The sequence below is a fragment of the Arthrobacter sp. LFS091 genome (assembly GCF_047977885.1).
Taxonomy (GTDB): Bacteria; Actinomycetota; Actinomycetes; order Actinomycetales; family Micrococcaceae; genus Arthrobacter.
The window spans coordinates 104,631-121,072 of record NZ_JBFPFP010000002.1 but is presented as its reverse complement, the minus strand read 5'-3'; the positions used below and the strand labels follow the sequence as shown (position 1 = coordinate 121,072).

Annotated in this window: 13 protein-coding genes and 1 riboswitch; of the genes, 4 read left to right on the top strand and 9 right to left on the bottom strand. The window is 65.2% G+C overall.

Going from position 1 to position 16,442, the window contains the following annotated elements; all coding sequences use genetic code 11:
• Positions 1-58: 58 nt before the first annotated feature.
• From ACNQOP_RS03310 to ACNQOP_RS03285, 6 genes are all read right to left on the bottom strand, one after another.
• Positions 59-2,104, bottom strand: a complete 2,046-nt coding sequence (locus tag ACNQOP_RS03310) for an ArnT family glycosyltransferase (RefSeq protein ID WP_416403323.1) — start codon at positions 2,102-2,104, stop codon at positions 59-61.
• 2 nt (positions 2,105-2,106) lie between these two features.
• Positions 2,107-4,146 carry a glycosyltransferase family 39 protein gene (locus ACNQOP_RS03305; RefSeq protein ID WP_416403322.1) on the bottom strand — a complete coding sequence of 680 codons (2,040 nt, stop codon included), beginning with the start codon at positions 4,144-4,146 and terminating at the stop codon, positions 2,107-2,109.
• Entirely contained in the window at positions 4,143-5,498 is a 1,356-nt protein-coding gene (locus ACNQOP_RS03300) for a glycosyltransferase (protein WP_416403321.1), read from the bottom strand. The genes ACNQOP_RS03305 and ACNQOP_RS03300 overlap by 4 nt, the downstream gene beginning before the upstream one ends.
• Before the next feature lie 133 nt (positions 5,499-5,631).
• Positions 5,632-6,486 (bottom strand): hypothetical protein, encoded by an 855-nt coding sequence (locus ACNQOP_RS03295; protein ID WP_416403320.1) that lies wholly within the window; start codon positions 6,484-6,486, stop codon positions 5,632-5,634.
• A gap of 3 nt (positions 6,487-6,489) precedes the next feature.
• Positions 6,490-6,675: riboswitch (cyclic di-AMP (ydaO/yuaA leader) on the bottom strand.
• A gap of 109 nt (positions 6,676-6,784) precedes the next feature.
• Positions 6,785-8,284, bottom strand: coding sequence for an ATP-binding protein (locus tag ACNQOP_RS03290; protein WP_416403319.1), 1,500 nt, complete (start codon positions 8,282-8,284; stop codon positions 6,785-6,787).
• A 3-nt stretch (positions 8,285-8,287) separates the two neighbouring features.
• Positions 8,288-9,028, bottom strand: coding sequence for a response regulator transcription factor (locus ACNQOP_RS03285; protein ID WP_235519987.1), 741 nt, complete (start codon positions 9,026-9,028; stop codon positions 8,288-8,290).
• 201 nt (positions 9,029-9,229) lie between these two features.
• Between ACNQOP_RS03285 and ACNQOP_RS03280 the strand changes: the two genes are divergently transcribed.
• From ACNQOP_RS03280 to ACNQOP_RS03270, 3 genes are all read left to right on the top strand, one after another.
• Positions 9,230-10,192, top strand: a complete 963-nt coding sequence (locus ACNQOP_RS03280; RefSeq protein ID WP_416403318.1) for a hypothetical protein — start codon at positions 9,230-9,232, stop codon at positions 10,190-10,192.
• A gap of 564 nt (positions 10,193-10,756) precedes the next feature.
• On the top strand, positions 10,757-11,623 hold the full coding sequence (locus ACNQOP_RS03275) for a winged helix-turn-helix domain-containing protein (protein WP_235519993.1): 867 nt from the start codon (positions 10,757-10,759) through the stop codon (positions 11,621-11,623).
• Between the two features lie 68 nt (positions 11,624-11,691).
• On the top strand, positions 11,692-12,216 hold the full coding sequence (locus tag ACNQOP_RS03270; RefSeq protein WP_257370397.1) for a SixA phosphatase family protein: 525 nt from the start codon (positions 11,692-11,694) through the stop codon (positions 12,214-12,216).
• Here the strand turns inward: ACNQOP_RS03270 and ACNQOP_RS03265 are convergent.
• Positions 12,197-13,120: a LysR family transcriptional regulator gene (locus ACNQOP_RS03265; protein ID WP_416403317.1), complete on the bottom strand. Its 924-nt coding sequence runs from the start codon at positions 13,118-13,120 to the stop codon at positions 12,197-12,199. The genes ACNQOP_RS03270 and ACNQOP_RS03265 overlap by 20 nt on opposite strands.
• A 72-nt stretch (positions 13,121-13,192) precedes the next feature.
• Here ACNQOP_RS03265 and ACNQOP_RS03260 point away from each other — a divergent pair, with 72 nt between their 5' ends.
• Complete coding sequence (locus ACNQOP_RS03260; protein ID WP_416403316.1) at positions 13,193-14,104, top strand: EamA family transporter; 912 nt, start codon at positions 13,193-13,195, stop codon at positions 14,102-14,104.
• Between the two features lie 43 nt (positions 14,105-14,147).
• On the opposite strand, the gene ACNQOP_RS03255 is transcribed toward ACNQOP_RS03260, so the two are convergent.
• Both ACNQOP_RS03255 and ACNQOP_RS03250 read right to left on the bottom strand, forming a co-directional pair.
• A complete protein-coding gene (locus ACNQOP_RS03255) occupies positions 14,148-15,626 on the bottom strand; it encodes a gamma-aminobutyraldehyde dehydrogenase (RefSeq protein WP_416403315.1) in 1,479 nt (492 codons plus the stop codon).
• A 109-nt stretch (positions 15,627-15,735) separates the two neighbouring features.
• Positions 15,736-16,413: a TetR/AcrR family transcriptional regulator gene (locus ACNQOP_RS03250; protein ID WP_416403314.1), complete on the bottom strand. Its 678-nt coding sequence runs from the start codon at positions 16,411-16,413 to the stop codon at positions 15,736-15,738.
• Positions 16,414-16,442: the final 29 nt, after the last annotated feature.

Below are 16,442 nucleotides of genomic sequence, written 5' to 3'. Positions count from 1 at the left end.
TCCAGGTGCTGTCCGGCGGGATTTTCGCACCTTTTGCCGCGCGGCGGACGAGGAGCGCTCAGCCGCCCAGGTCGTACACAGTGGTTCCGCCGATGGTGGTGGCTTGGTAGTTCGCGGCCACCCAACCAGCGATCTCGCTGGAAGCGTCTGAACCGCCGTTGCCCTGCATGAGGCGCCCTCCAATGAAGTAGTGGATCTTCCCGTCGGCCACGAGCTGCTGGAACTGCGCCAACGTCGGCGAAGGGTCCGTTCCGTTGAACCCGCCAACCGCCATGACCGGCAGTCCGGCAGCCAGTTGGTAGCCGGCTGCGTTGTTGGAACCCACGACGGCGGCCGCCCACGTGTAGTTGTCGGCGTCGGCTTTGAGGGCGCTTACCAAGTCGGAGGATGGTGTGGTGGCACCGAGCAGCCCGCCCATGGCGCCGCCTTGCCCGCCACCGGCAAAACCGCCACCGTTAGTACCGCCGCCACCAAAACCCTGCCCGCCGGGCGCCTGGCCCGTGCCCTGTTGCGTGCCAGGCCTCCTGATACCTTGCGCTGACGTGTTGCGGCCGAAACCGGGCCCGAATCCAGCCGTGACCGGCCCTGCGCTCACGATCGCCCCCGTGTGAGGCGTGGCGGCGGTCGCCACTGAGTAGGCCAACGGCGCGGCGAGTGCAACAGCGACCGCGAGGCCCGCCGTCGTACGCGTCACCCAGGCCCGGCGCCAGCGGCCGCTCGCGACGACGGCGGCGGCCAGGACCACGGCGCCAAGAACCACCACCCACCGCAGCCACGGAAGGAACGCCGGAGCCTGGCCCAGGAGGGCGAAGGCCGTGAACCCTGCGGCCATGAGTGACGCCCCAAGCAGCAGGGCGACAGGGAGCCGCGAGCGCCGCTGCCACAACAGCACGCCGCCCAGGCCCACCAGCCCGGCAATTCCCGGAGCCAGCGCCACGGAGTAGTAGGGGTGGATGATGCCCTGCATGTAGCTGAACACCAGGCCGGTCACCAGCAGCCATGAACCCCACACAATGACCGACGCACGGACTACATCAGTTCGCGGCGCTCGCCGGCCCAGCCACAGGAGTGCGCCGCCAAGAATGAGTGCGCTCGGAATGAGCCACGCGATCTGGCCGCCGAACTCCGTGCCGAACATGCGCAGCAAACCCGGAGTGCCCCACCCGTTGCCGCCACCGCCCACACTGCCGGTCTCGTCGCCGTTGAGGCGCCCCAAGCCGTTGTAGCCAAACGTCAATTCCAGGATCGAGTTGTTCTGCGAGCCGCCGATGTAGGGGCGCAGGTTCGCGGGGACAAGCTCGACGGCGGCAATCCACCAACCAGCCGACGCCACCATCGCGCCCCCTGCGGCCAAGAGGTGGAGTACCCGCCGGCCCGGCCTAGGGTAAGCACAGACAAGATAGGCGAGCCCGAAGCCCGGAACCACCAGGAGGACCTGAAGCTGCTTGGCCAGGAATCCGAAGCCCAGGAATACCCCGGCAAGGATGAGCCACCGCAGTTTCCGGTCCTGGATGGAACGGAGCACGGCATAGCCCGCGGCTGTCATGAGCAGGACCAACAATGCGTCCGGGTTGTTGAAGCGGAACATGAGCGTGGCTACCGGCGTCAGGGCCAGGACCGCGGCAGCCAGGAGGCCAGCGCGGTGCGCCAAGCGGAGGTTGTCCGTGGCAGGGAGCGCTGCCCGGCGGATGGCCAGGTACATGATCCACGCCGTCGCCACCCCCATCAACGCCTGGGGAACCAGGATGCTCCAGGAGCTCAGGCCGAACATTCGGACGGACAGTCCAGTGATCCAGAGTGCCGCCGGAGGTTTGTCCACGGTGATGGAGTTGGCGGCGTCGGAGGAGCCGAAAAACCACGCTGTCCAGTCCTGCGAGCCTGCCTGGGCAGCAGCGGAGTAGAACGCGTTGGCCCAGCCGGAAGATCCAAGGCCCCAGATGTAAAGGACTGCAGTTCCCAAAAGGACTGCCGTGAGTTCGAGGCGGTTCCGGACGGGGCCCTGGTTTCTGCGATGTCCGGCCCGGCTTCCTGGCGCCAGACGGCTGCTTTGTGCCGTGGTCGCCTGTCCTGCTGGTTCGGTCAGCGGTTTGAAGTACGTGGTCATGGTCAGCCCACCAGCTTGTAGACGGTAGTGCTGCCAACGGTTTGGGCCTGGTAGTTTGCAGCTACCCAGGCCGCGACCTCGGAGTTGCCACCGCGGCCGCCCATGCCGCCGCCCATGCCGCCGCCGGAGATGAAGTAGCTGATCTGGCCTTTGTCTACCATGTCCTGGAACTGGGCCAGCGTGGGGTAGGGGTCGCCGCCGTTCCAGCCACCAAGGGCGATCACGCTGGTGTTCGTGGCGAGTTCCAGGTCAGCGGCCTGGGTGGCTCCGGAGACAATGGCAGACCACTTGGTGGTGGTGGATTTCAGTAGCGCCGTCAGCTCGGCGTTCGCGGTGCTCCCGCCCGGACCGCCTCCTGCACCATCAAAGTCGCGGCTTCCAGTGTCCAGTCCTGCTCGGGTGTCCAGTCCTGCCCGGGCGCCAAAGCCGCCGCTGGCCGCACCGGCAGGTCCCGACGTCGGAATTGAACCCGAGTGCGGAGTCGCCGCAGTAGCCACTGTCCATGCCCCGGTTCCGAGGCCGCCGGCGAGCAACGACATCACGACGACGGCGGCAGCAGGCAGCCGCCGGAGGCCACCCTTGAGCCTGGTGCCACCCAGTTGATCCACACGAAGCAGGAGAGCGGCTGCAGCAAGGACACCAAGAACCACCACCACGATACGCAGCCACGGCAGCCACGAGGCATCCCGGCCGAGGAGTACCGCGGACCACAGCGCACTTCCCAGCACCACCACTGCCAGCACGATCCGGGGCGTCCACGACGCCCGGCCGCGCCAGAGTTCGACGCATCCGATGCCGACAAGTGCGGCAATAGCCGGTGCCAGGGCCACTGCATAGTACGGGTGGACGATGCCGCTCATGAAGCTGAAGATGCCGGCCGTGACAACCAGCCAGCCGCCCCACATCAGCAGGGCAGCGCGGCTTCGCGACGTGCGGGCTTCGCGGCGGGTAAACCTCAGCCCGGCCACCAGCAGGATCAACGCCGCGGGCAGGAGCCATGAGACTTCACCGCCAAAGCTGGTCCCGAACATACGGCCCAGTCCCGCAGCGCCACCAAAGCCACCGCCACCGAAGCCACCGCCCGGCAGACCGCCACCAAAGCCTCCGCCGCCCGGCAGACCGCCGTCCGCACCGGAACCCCCGGGCATGCCGCCGCCGGCGCCGCCCTCACCCGAACCGGTTATGCGCCCCAGCCCGTTGTAGCCGAAGGTGAGTTCCAGGAAGCTGTTTCCCGCCGAGCCGGCCATATAGGGCCTGGCCGACGCCGGAGTCAGCTGGAAGATCGCAATGTAGGTACCCGCCACGGCAACGATGCCCGCGCCCGCAGCAAGGAGGTGCAGGATTCGCTTGCCCAGAGTTGTGGGAGCGGCCCACAGATAGGCCAGTGCCAAACCCGGCACGATCAGGAACCCTTGGAGCATCTTGCTCAGGAAAGCCAGCCCCACCACTGCGCCTGCCGCGGCCAACCATTTCCAGCCGGCCTTCTCAATGGCGCGGGTTGTCAGGTATGCGGCCAACACCAGGCACAACGTCAGCATGGCGTCGGGGTTGTTGAAGCGGAACATCAGGGCAGCAACGGGGGTCAGCGCCAAAGCGCCACCGGCGAGGAGCCCTGCCGCGGGACCGGACACGCGCTTGACCGTCAGGTACAGAAGCCCGACGGCGGCGACCCCCATGAGAGCCTCCGGAACCAGCATGCTGGTAGGGGAGAAGCCGAAGATCCTGCCAACCAAGGCCGGAATCCAGAGGGATGCCGGCGGCTTGTCCACCGTGATCGCATTGCCGGCATCGAGGGAGCCGAAAAAGAGTGCCGTCCAGTCCTTGGTGCCTGCTTGGATAGCTGCGGCGTAGAAAGAGTTGGCGTATCCGGTGGCGGCAAGGTTCCAGAGATAGAGGAACGCGGTCCCCACCAGAAGCCCGGCGGCGGACGGTCGTACCCAGCGTGGTTGCGGTCCGAAAACGAGGCGCTGCAGGCGGGTCGGTGTTTCCGGGGACTTCATTGGTTCGTCAACGGCATGGCTTGGCTGAAGGGCGGTGATCATTTCGCTGGCACCTCTGTGGTCTTGTCGGAACCCTCGGTTTGAGGGGCCGGTGTGGCGGGTCGGCGGAACACCCACAGGCGGAACAACAGGAAGCGGGCCCCGGTCGCGGCGAGGTTCGCGCCAACTACCGTTGCCACCTCAAGCCAGCGGTCCGGCGTCGTGGTTCCGTGCACCAGGGCCAGCGCGCCCGAGGTGAGTGCCAGGCCGATGCAGAAAACAATCAAGCCTTCAAAGTGGTGGCGGGCGTGGCTGCCGCCCTGGATGCCGAACGTGAAGCGCCGGTTGGCGGCTGTGTTGGCGACGGCCGTCACGATCAGGGCCAGGAAGTTGGCGAGCTGCGGGTCCATGAATCCCCGGCACAGCAGGAAGATCAGCAGGTAGGCCACTGTGGACGCCGCGCCGATCACCGCAAAGCGCACCAGTTGCCCGAACAGGCTGGCGCGTGGGGTCGATTCCGATGTTCGCGACGACGCCGGCAATGGGCCGCGGGCCAAGGCCGCGCGCAGTTCGGGGACAGGGATGCGCCCGGTGACGAGGTCGCGCGTCAGGCGCGCCATTCCGCGGAGGTCGGCCAGGGCGGTTCGTACGACGTCGACACTTGAGTTCGGATCGTCCGTCCAGTCGACGGGGACTTCATGGACGCGGAGGCCGCAGCGCTCGGCCAGGACCAGGAGTTCGGTGTCGAAGAACCAGGCGTTGTCCAGGGTGTGGGGGAGGATCCTGTGGGCGACGTCTGCCCGGATGGCTTTGAAACCGCATTGGGCATCCGAGAACCGGGCGCCCATGAGCGTATGCAGGAGGACGTTGTAGCTGCGGGAGACGAACTCGCGCTTGGGCCCGCGGACAACACGGGAGTTGCGGGAGAGCCGGGTCCCGATGGCGAGGTCCGAGTGGCCGGAGATCAGGGGAGCCAGCAGGGGTGCCAGGGCGGCAAGATCAGTGGAGAGGTCCACGTCCATGTAGGCGAGCACCGGGGACGGGGAGGCGAGCCAGACCTGACGGAGGGCGTTGCCCCGGCCCTTCTCCTCAAAGCGCATGACGCCGATTTCGGGGAGTTCACGGGCCAGGCGCTCGGCGATCTTCAATGTGTTGTCCGTGCTCGCATTGTCCGCGACCGTGATGCGGAACGTATGCGGGAACGTCTCCACCAAATGCCCGTGCAAGCGGCGCAGGCATTCCTCAAGGTCGGTCTCTTCGTTGTGGACGGGAATGGTGACGTCCAGGACAGGGACCGTGGTCCGCGTGTCCACGGGAAAGCGCCGCGGCTGCCGGTAGGGCAAGGCAGGAGCGGCGAAGGTCCCCGCATGGGCGGGGTTCGGCAGCGCACTGGTGGCGGGATCTATGAGCGTCATGCATTCACAGTGGGGCCGCCGATTGTGAGTGCTTTAGGCGGAAGCTGTGACGCGACTGTGTAAGTTGACGGGGCCCCTTAAAAGCGAAAAGCCGCCCCCGGAGCGGGAGCGGCTTTTCGTGAAAGCTCTTGGCTTAGTACCAGTTGTTGGCCAAGTGGAAGGCCAGGGCAGCCGACGGGGATCCGTAGCGTTCCTTGATGTAGTTCAAACCCCACTTGATCTGGGTCTGGTAGTTGGTCTGCCAGTCCGCACCGGCAGAAGCCATCTTGCCGGCCGGAAGCGACTGGACAATACCGTACGCACCGCTGGAAGCGTTGGTGGCAGTGGTCCGCCATCCTGATTCCTTCTCCCACAGCGTGTTCAGGGCGGTCATTTCGCCCGCGCCCCAGCCGTAGCTGCCAAGGATGCTGGCGGCGTAGGCCTTTGCAGCGGCGGGATCGTCCACTGCCTTCGGGGCGGCAGCAGCGGCTGCAGCCTGGGCAGCGGCGGCAGCAGCAGCGTCGGCGGCCTGCTTGGCGGCAGCGTCAGCAGCGGCCTTGTCGGCAGCAGCCTTCTCGGCAGCGGCTTGATCGGCAGCTGCCTTGTCGGCGGCAGCCTGCGCGGCAGCGGCCTGATCAGCGGCGAGCTTGTCGGCTGCGGCCTTGTCGGCGGCGGCCTTGTCTGCAGCAGCCCGGTCGGCTGCACCCTTGGCAGCTGCGGCGTCCATCGAAGCGGAAACTTCAGCGGACTTGTTGGTGCTGACCTGTGCGGCGGCCTGGGTGCCGGCTACGCGGCTTGCCTCGGGGAGGTTCAAGGCCGCGTTGGCGGCGGTACCCAGCGATGCAACGCCCAGTGCAGCGGCGATGACGCCCGCTACAACAGGCATGCGCTTGCCGGACTTGCCCTCACGGGCGGCCTTTTTGAGGACGGTCTGCGACTTGGTCAACTGGGTGTCGTTCTGGTCGCGGTGACGCGCGGAAGGGCGCGTCTGATCGTTAAATTCAGACATTTGTGATTACCTCTCAGCGCCTGCGGAGTTAGCTGTCGGGTTCGGATGAGGTCATCCGGCCGCGCATCACGCTGCGGCTTCACCCCAAGGGCCGGCAAAATGCCTGGGCCCGGAGACTCTGGGTCCCCCGTCTCTGCCTCGGTGAAAGATCGGACTCCGGGAAGTGGCAGAGCTCGGCGCATCCCGGATGTGGGCCGGTTAGGGGCAACCCACCCTTTCGACGGTACAGGAGGTTTCCGCAGAAGTCACATTTAGGTAACAGAGATCACGAAGTCGGTGAGTCGTCTTGCCGGATTCTTTACAGGCGTTCGGTAGTGGCGGTAGGCAGCCGGAGGGCGAACTCGGTGCGCCCCGGCCTGGACGTCACTTCGACGCTTCCGCCGTGCGCTTGAACGATGGATTCCACTATCGACAAGCCCAACCCCGAGGTCCCTTCCGAGCCCGATCTCGCCGCGTCGGCACGGGCAAAACGGGAGAAGATGCGGCTCTGGAATTCCTGCGGTATGCCAGGACCGTTGTCGGTCACGGTCACCACTGCGCTGCCATCCGCGGAGAGCATGACTCCAGTGACCACCGTTGTTCCCGGGTCGGTGTGTTTGCGGGCATTCGAGAGCAAGTTCGCCAGCACCTGGTGCAATTGCGTGGCATCGCCGCGTACGGTGACGGGCTCCCCGGGGAGCTGCAGTTGCCAGATGTGGTCCGGCGCCATGACTTTTTCGTCACTCACGGTCTCGATCACCAACTGGGTCAGGTCCACGTCCGTGACCTTCAACGGCTGGCCCTCGTCCAACCTCGCCAGCAACAGCAGGTCCTCCACCAGCGTAGTCATGCGTTCGGACTGGCTTTGTACCCGGGCCAAGGACTTCCTGCCGTCGTCCGTAAAGGTCTCGGTCATCCGAAGCAGCTCGGTGTAGCCACGGATGGCGGTCAGCGGCGTCCGGAGCTCGTGCGAGGCATCGGCAACGAACTGCCTCACTTTGGTCTCGCTCTCCTGACGGGCCTCTAACGCGCTGGAGACGTTGTTCAGCATCTGGTTCAGGGCGTGGCCCACGCTCCCCACTTCGGTCCCGGGATGGGAGGCCGACGGCGGGACACGCACCGCAAGTGCCACTTCACCGGCGTCGAGAGGCAGCCGTGAAACCTTGGTGGCGACATCGGAAAGCTGCTCCAGGGGCCACATGGTGCGACGGATGATCACGGTCCCCACGAGGCCGATCACCACCAGGCCGCCCAGTGACACCAGAACCATGGTCCAGACCAGCGAAGCCTCTGCGGTCTGCTTGTCCGCGAGCGGCAGGCCAGTGACGATCACGTCGCCGTAATTGGTCTTCACGGCCATAAGCCGGTAATCGCCGTTGGACAGCGAACGGTCAACCGGGCCGTCACCTGTCGGCAGCGCAAGCAGGACCTGCTCATCGTCGGCGGACAAGGAGACGCGATTGCCCCGCGCGTCGATCAACCCGGAGCTGCGCACCGTTGAGCCGTCGATACGGGCGCTCAGCGTGCCGGCCGCCTGGCCGCGGGCCTCCAGCGGGTCCGGGCGTCCTGTCGGGGAGTTTGGAAAGCTCGACGGCGGTCTGCCGAATAGGTCCGCACGGAGCGAGGCCTGCTCCAGCTGCCTGTCGAGCTGCTTGTTGAAGACCATATCCATCGAGGCGTAGCTGACCACCCCGACTGCGCCGCAAATGGCCACCAGCAAAGCCATCGCCACCAGGACCAGGCGAGTGCGCAAATGCCAGGTGGAGGGATTGAGCCAATTGCGCTGCTGGCTTCTGGCAACCCCGGAGAGTGCGCTCAAGGCTTAGTCCGCAGGTTTGATGACATAGCCGGCTCCGCGAACGGTATGGATCATTGGCGGGTGTTTCGCTTCGATCTTCTTGCGGAGGTAGGAAATGTACAGCTCCACGATGTTGGCTTGGCCGCCGAAGTCGTAGTCCCACACCCGGTCAAGGATTTGTGCTTTGCTGACCACCCGTTTCGGGTTCTCCATGAGATAGCGCAGGAGTTCGAACTGGGTTGCCGTCAGGGCAATGTCCTCCCCGGCGCGGGTGACCTCCCGGGTGTCCACGTTCAGGATCAGATCACCCACAACGAGCTCAGCGGTGTCCATCGCAGCGACACCTGAGCGCTGGACCAGCCGGTGCAGGCGAAGCAGCACTTCTTCCATGCTGAAGGGTTTGGTGACGTAGTCGTCTCCTCCGGCCGCGAGGCCCACGATGCGATCCTGCACGGCATCCTTTGCTGTCAGGAACAGGGCAGGAACCTCCGGGGCGAAGGCCCGTATCCGGTTAAGGACTTCCACGCCGTCAAAACCGGGGAGCATCACGTCAAGCACCAGGACGTCGGGGCGGAATTCCTTGGCGAGCTTTACGGCTTGGGGTCCATCAGCGGCCACGCCCACCGACCAGCCGGCCATGCGAAGGCCCATGCTCATGAGCTCGGCAAGGCTTGGCTCGTCATCTACCACGAGGGCGCGGATGGGTGAGCCATCGGGGTGGGTGAGCTGGGGGAGGTTGTTGGTCATGGAGTGCGGGGATGCCATGTGACAACTCTCCATTCTGCTGGTTTGCCCGGGCTGAGCCGCTCCTGTGAGGACCCTGTGAAGTCAACACTAGCGAGGTGGGAGCTCCGGGGCGCGGGAATCCACAGGTCACAGGATCAACTACTCCTCAACACAGCTTCCGCACAGCCGGCGGACTGACGCTGGGGCGTAATCGGACAACAACAGACAAGAAAGAGCATCATGAGCGAGCAGAAATTCCCCGAGAACCAGCAATTCCCCCATGACCCAGCGCCGCGGCTACCCCAGCAGTCGACCCCCGCAGGCCGGGAGCCCGCAGGCCAGGAGCCTGAAGCCGTCCGGACGCCGCCCGCACAACCCATCGACCGCAACCCCGGGTCATCCTGGGCGTGGGGCGAGGCCCCGCCTGCTCAGCCCCCAAGCAGCCAACCCGGCAGCAACGGTTCCGGCTGGGGCTTGCCGCTCGTGGACAACGACAAGGCGAACGACGGGGCGAACGACAAGGCGGGAGTGCAGAACCGGTGGACCGTCAAGAGGACGCTGATAGTGGCTGGTGTTGCCGTGGCGGTAGCGGCAGGTACGGCCGTCGGTTTCTACTCCCTGGGCAATGCAGGCTCTGCGGATGCTGCCAACGTTTCCCCGGGCCGGGCCGGCGGCCTGGGCGGGCAACAGGGCCAGACAGTACCGGGACAAGCACTACCGGGACAGGGGCTGGGTCCGGGCGGAACGGGGCAAAACGGAAGCGGTCAAAACGGAACCGGCCAGGATGTAACCGGCCAAGGAATGCCAGGCCAGATGGGCGGGTTGGCGCCCGATGGATTCGGAGGGGGCCTGAATGCCGCCATCCATTCGGAGTACGTCATCCTCCGCGACAACGAGTACGTGTCCATGGCTGATCAGGTGGGAGTTGTCAGCGAGGTTTCTTCCAACTCGCTGACAGTCAAGAGCACTGACGGGTTTACGCGAACCTACGTCCTCGGCCCGGACACTGCCGTGGCGCAAGGAACCAGGCAGCGTGGCGGCACCTCCAGCAGCCTGACCATAGCTGACATCACGTCAGGTGCGACGGTCCGGGTCACGGCTACCAAGAGCGGGGATGCATACAACGCGTCGTCGGTGCGGCTGACCGCCGCGACGTCTTCCACGGGGCAGGGCTCCACGTCCGGTTCAGGGACGACCTCCTGAGAAAACGGGCGCTTGCCGGGCCCGTTTTCACCGCTTCCAGCGGACTGAAGGCAAAAAAATTCGAAATCGGAACCTGCGCCGATTGGACAACAACTGTTTCAGATCGTGAGATTCCGCGTGGACGTGGTTGATGGGAAGCGAGGGCCACATTCTGCCGCATCATCCGAAGATAATTCAGCAAATGGCCGTTACTTCCTGCCCGTACCGAATGAAATGCCGTTCATTTCCGGGCCATTATGAATTGTGATTTGCGGCACAATAGACCCGGACGTCTCAAAATGTGGATGGTTCGGCGCTTTGTTACTTGCGTGTTGCCATTGTTACGTTGCACACTTCCAATGTGAACAAGAACTCAACAGCACCTGCAGCCGCAGCAACCTGGCCCAGCACACCCGCTGGCCACGATGACCGCTGTTGTCGAATGCAAGCCTAACTTTCCACCCCAAGAAGTTTCAGGCATTCGCCCCCTAGCCCAGCGTTGGGCGCCCCTCCCCAAACTCATTGCGGGGACAACCAGCATTCGAAGCCGCGATGACGGCTATTCACTTTTGAGGTAAGCACTCCATGTCAGTTGCATCTGGATACGTCCACATCTCCGTCCGTAACGCCAACAAGGCCGCGTCAAACGCAGGACTCCGCCCCGGGTTCGGCAACCGTCCCGGCTACTCTGCGGCCCCGCAAGGCGCCGGCCAGCAGGCTCCGGGCTACGTCCCGCAGGGTTACAACCCCAACTCCTACGGCCAGTTGCGCGCCGTGCCCGCCGCAGAGCCGGCACCCATGACCGCTCCCACGCCGGTCATTGCCCAGTCCGACCGGCTGCGCCCCGTTGCCAACGACAACGTAGCCCGCGGCTTCGTGCTCTACATGGGTATTGACGAAGAAACCGCAGCCGCCGCAGGAACGTCCATCGCCAAGCTTGCCCAGGAAATCCGCGCCTACGCGCAGTCTTTGGTGACCGGCGCGGAGAGCTACGCTGCCGTGGCAGTGGCCCCCGCCGGCGCGCCCGGGTCCGCCCTCGACGTCGTGCGTTCCACCTTCGGTGACCCCACGGTTGCCTCACGGCAGCGCACCGAAGCTGCCCGTCCGGCGCCGCAGCAGGAGTCCCGCCCGTCCGGTGTGCTGATCGACCTCGCCCGGCGTGAAGTTCACCTGGACGGCGAATCGCTGAACCTGACGTTCAAGGAATTCGAGCTCCTCAACTACCTCGTTGAGAACGGCACCCGCACCGTGGGTCGCGATGAACTGCTCGAAGGCCTGTGGCGTAACGCCGAGGAAGTGCCCAACGAGCGCACCATCGACGTTCACATCCGCCGGCTGCGCTCGAAGCTGGGCCGCCTCGCCAACACCGTCCGCACGGTCCGCGGCCAGGGCTACCGCTTCTACGAGCACCCCGAAGTCATTGTCTGGGCCGCTCCGGAATACTCGATCTGACCTGCGGTTTCAGCCGAAAGCGCCCGTCCCCTTGGGGCGGGCGCTTTTGCTTTCGATAGGGTTGTTGCATGAGCGACCATCACCTAAAGCGCCTTGTGATCATGCGGCATGCCAAGGCGGACTGGCCGGTGGGCGTGCCCGATCATGAGCGTCCCTTGGAGGAACGCGGCCACCGGGAAGCCCCGTTGGCCGGACAGTGGTTGCTCAAGCACGGGGTGGTTCCGGATTTCATCCTGTGCTCGTCCGCGCTCAGGACGCGCCAGACGTGTACCTGGGTGTGCAACGAGCTGGGGGAGAAGGCTCCCACTCCGAAGCTGGAGGACGGCCTGTATGCTGCCTCAGCGAACCGCATGCTGACGGTGATCAATCACGTTCCGGACACCGTAACCACGCTGATGGTCATTTCGCATATGCCCGGAGTGCAGGACCTCGCCATGCACTTGGCGTCCCGCGATTCCGATCACGATGCCTACATGGACGCCGCCACTCGCTACCCAACCAGTGCGTTGACGGTGTTGGAGACGGAAAAACCGTGGGCGGAGCTGGATGGCCAGGATGCCCGGCTGACGCATTTTAAGGTGCCCCGCCACTAGGAAGCTGTTCCGCCGCGACTTCGCGCAGCATGCGTACGGCCAGGCGGATGTTGGGGCTGGCTGTCATGGTCTTGCGGTACACCACTCCAACGGAGCGCTGCTGGGTGGGGTTCATCACCGGAATGGCGACCACGCCGGATGGGAGCGGAGGCCTGCCGAGCCGCGGAACAAGTGCCACGGCCACCCCCTGCTCCACCATGGCGATGTGCGTGGAAAAGTCGGGGTCGTACACGCGGATGTCAGGCACCCGCCCCAGTCCTGCGAAAATCTGCAGGAGCGCCTCGTTGCAGATTGCGCCCGCCGGGGTGCTGATCCAGGTCTCGTCCAGCAGGTCTTCACGCTCGACGGCGGCCCTCGCCGCGAGTGGGTGGGTGCTGTTGACGAGCACATCGGCCTGGTCCACGCACAGGTCCTCGTGTACCAGGTTCTCGGGGATGACCAAAGGCACCGAGTTCCAGTTGTGGACCACTGCGAGCTCAGCTTCTCCGGAGGCCACCCTTTGCACGGCTTCGCGGGGATCCTCTGCCAGCACAGTGATGTCCAGGGTGGGGTGGGATGCGGCGAGTCGCCCGAGCATGGGTCCCACCAGTCCGCGGCAGGCGGTGGAGAATGCCACCATCCTCAGCAGCCCCGTGGGTTTGGCGGGATCGGCCAGCAGAGTGGCCTGCAGTTCCTCGAGCTCGCCCATGATGCGGCGGCCGTAGCCTGCCAGCGCCAGCCCCCGCTCCGTCAGCAGCACGCCGCGGCCATTGCGCTCCAATACAGCAACGCCTGTCTGTTTTTCCAGTTTCTTGATCTGCTGCGAGACTGCCGAGGGGCTATAGCCCATCACGTCGGAGGCGGCCACCACCGAACCGTGCTGTTCCACGGCGACCAGCGCCCTTAAGGCCGAGATGTCGATCATGAAGCAAATCTACGTGGTTCCATGCGGAAATCAATGCTGGTGCTTCAAGGACGCGGGGTCCAGAGTGGACTTGTGAACCTTCGCCACTCTGCCCTCGCCGTCCTGGTAGCCGTCCTCTGGGGCATCAACTTCGTCGCTATCGACCTCGGCCTGCACGCGAACGGCCGGGATGTGCCGCCGTTGCTCTTCGTTGCCATGCGCTTCTTCCTGGTCGTGTTCCCCTTCATCTTGTTCATCCGCAAACCCGACGTCGGCTGGAAGGCGATTGTCGGCGTCGGACTCTTCATGAGTGCCGGCCAGTTCGGGCTCCTCTATCTCGGCATGGCACTGGGGATGCCGGCTGGCCTGGCGTCCCTGGTCCTCCAGGCGCAGGTTTTGTTCACCATTTTGCTGGCTTCCAGGTTCCTCGGTGAGAGGCCCAGTCGCCGCCAACTGGCCGGGGTAGTGCTTGGCATCGCAGGCTTGGCGGTGGTGGCCTTGGGGCGCAGCGCAGTAGCCCCGGTGCTCCCGCTGATGATCGTGCTGGCAGCGGCGTTGTCATGGGCGGTGGGCAACGTGGTGGCGCGGCACTCGAAGGCCAAGTCCGGGCTTGGCCTGGTGGTGTGGTCCGGTGCGGTGGTGCCCGTCCCGTTGGCAGGATTGTCGCTCGTTGTGGACGGTCCGGACACTGTGTGGGCGACGCTTTCGGACCTTCAGGCAGCCACAATCCTGAGTGCGATCTATACCGCAGTGTTCGCCTCGCTGGTGGGCTACGGCATCTGGAACCGTCTGTTGTCGCTCTACCCAAGTTCCGACGTCGTGCCCTTCACGCTGCTGGTCCCGGTGGTGGGCATGACGGCGGCGTGGCTGGTCCTGAACGAGGTTCCCACACCAGCCGAAATCCTGGGCGGGCTGATCCTGCTGCTGGGCGTGGCGACCGCAGTGCTCGGCGCCTCGCGGAAACGCCCGGACATCCCCGTTGAGGGGCCCGCTTTGCGCGTTTAGCTCTCGCCTTAGCGCGCAGGGCAGGCCCCGCAACGGGAGGGGATCAGCGCAAAGTAAAGATGGTTCGGTGCCAGTCCTTCTCAGCCTGGCCCTCCAGCTCGAACATCACGTGCTTCACCTGGGTGTATTCCTCGAACGAGTAGGCGGACATGTCCTTCCCGAAACCTGACTGCTTGAACCCGCCGTGGGGCATCTCGGAGATGATCGGGACGTGGTCATTGACCCAGACGCAGCCTGCCTTGATCTCACGGGTGGCCCGCAGGGCGCGTTGGAGGTTGTTGGTCCAAGCTGATGCCGCGAGTCCGTACACGGTGTCGTTGGCCAGGCGGATCGCTTCGTCGTCCGTGTCGAAGGGGATGACGGCCAAGACGGGACCGAAAACCTCGTCCTTCACGATTTCCGAGTCTGGAGCGGCGTCGACAACCAGCGTCGGCCGGTAAAACGCGCCCCTGCCAAGGCTGCCATCGCTTGGGGCGAAGCCGCCCGCCATGATCTTGCTGTAGCCGCGGGCGCGTTCCACCATCCCGGCCACGTGGTCCCGCTGCTTGAAGGAAACCAGGGGGCCGAGGTCCGCCGCGGTGTCGTCCGGGGCGCCGAGGGTGATCGAATCGAAGCGCGCCGCGACCTTGGCCACGAACTCGTCGTACACGCTTCGGTGGACTATGGCCCGCGTGGCGGCCGTGCAATCCTGGCCCGTGTTGATGAGCGAACCTGCCACAGCGCCGTGCACCGCAGCGTCCACGGTGGCGTCGTCGAACACCACCAAAGGTGCCTTTCCACCCAACTCCAGATGCACGCGTTTGGCGTTGACGGCGGCCGCTTCCAGTACCGTCCGGCCGATAGCGGTGGACCCCGTGAAGGAGACCATGTCCACATCCGGGTGCCGCATGAGTGCCGCCCCCACAGTGTGGCCTTCGCCCACCACCACGTTCACCACGCCGTCGGGCAGTCCCGCATCCGTGAGCGCCTGTGCGAACATCAGCGATGTGAGGGGCGTGATTTCGGCAGGTTTGAGGACAACGGTGTTGCCAGCGGCGATGGCCGGCAGGATCTTCCACGCCGCCATCTGCAAGGGGTAGTTCCACGGCGCAATGGAACCCACGACGCCGATGGCCTCGCGTCGGATCGAGGAGGTGTGCTGCGGGGAGTACTCGGCGGTGGCTTTGCCTTCGAGGTGCCGGGCAGCGCCTGCGAAGAAGTCGATGTTGTCAATGGTGCCGGGAACGTCGAACTCCCGGGTCAAGCGCCATGGCTTGCCCGTCTGGGAACTCTCCACGCGGGCGAATTCGTCCGCGCGTTCCTCCATGATCCTGGCGAACTTCTGCAGGATTCCGGCGCGCTCGCCGGGGGCCGTCCGCGACCACGACGGGAAGGCCGCACGGGCCGCTGCCACCGCCAGATCGAGGTCGGCGGACGACGCCAGGCCGACCGTCGCCACCACCTCTGAGGTAGCCGGATTGATGACATCGATGCTGTTTCCCGACGTGCCGGAGTACGGTTGCCCGCTGATGAACTGGTGCATGGTGCCGTGCTTTCCCTGCCGGACGGCGGTGTCCGGGCAGTGCTGAATGAACGACGCCGGAGGGTGTCGTTGTGCGGTTAGGTTCTGGTTGCGTTGGGCTGGGGGCCCGTCAGGCCTGCTTGCTTTCGCGTTCGGCGCTGTCCAGGATCGCCGTGAGGCCTGCCTGGAACGCTTTGAGTGAATCGAGGTTTTGCAATGCTGCGTGGTGTTTCTCGAGGAGCGGATGTCCGGTAATGCGGGTGAAGACCCGGGGGCTGATCCAGGGGTCGTGGCCTTCGGAATCGGGGAGCCGCTGGATTTCCACTGCGATCCCGGCACCCAAGGCCAGGGTGTAGCTTTCGAGTGCTGCGTAGTAGTGGACCACGCGTTCCTCTTCCAGGCCTGCGTCGGTCAGGCATTGCAGGACGAACTCAATGGCCTTCAATTCGCCGGGGCCGTAGGTGTCCGTGGCGAACGACTCGCTGCCAAGCGATGGGTGCTGCATGAAGACCCTGAGGAGTTCGTCGAGGTAGGCCTCCAGCCGGGCGCGCCAGTTTTGGTCGCGCGCCGAGGCCAGGGTGCGCTCCACCGACATCATGAACAACTGGTCCAGAGCTGCCCTCACGATCGCGTCCCGGTTCCGGAAATGCCGGTAGACGGCGGTGGCATCAACTTCGAGTTCCTGGCCCAGCCTCCGGACGGTCAGACGCTCCTCGGGTTCCTGGCTGGAAATCCGCAGGACGGCGTCAATGATGGTGCCGGGGTCCAGGCGCGTTCGGCGGTCCGTCGACTGGGCTGGCTGCACCATCAGTTGTCCGCCTTCCACGCGATCCGGGT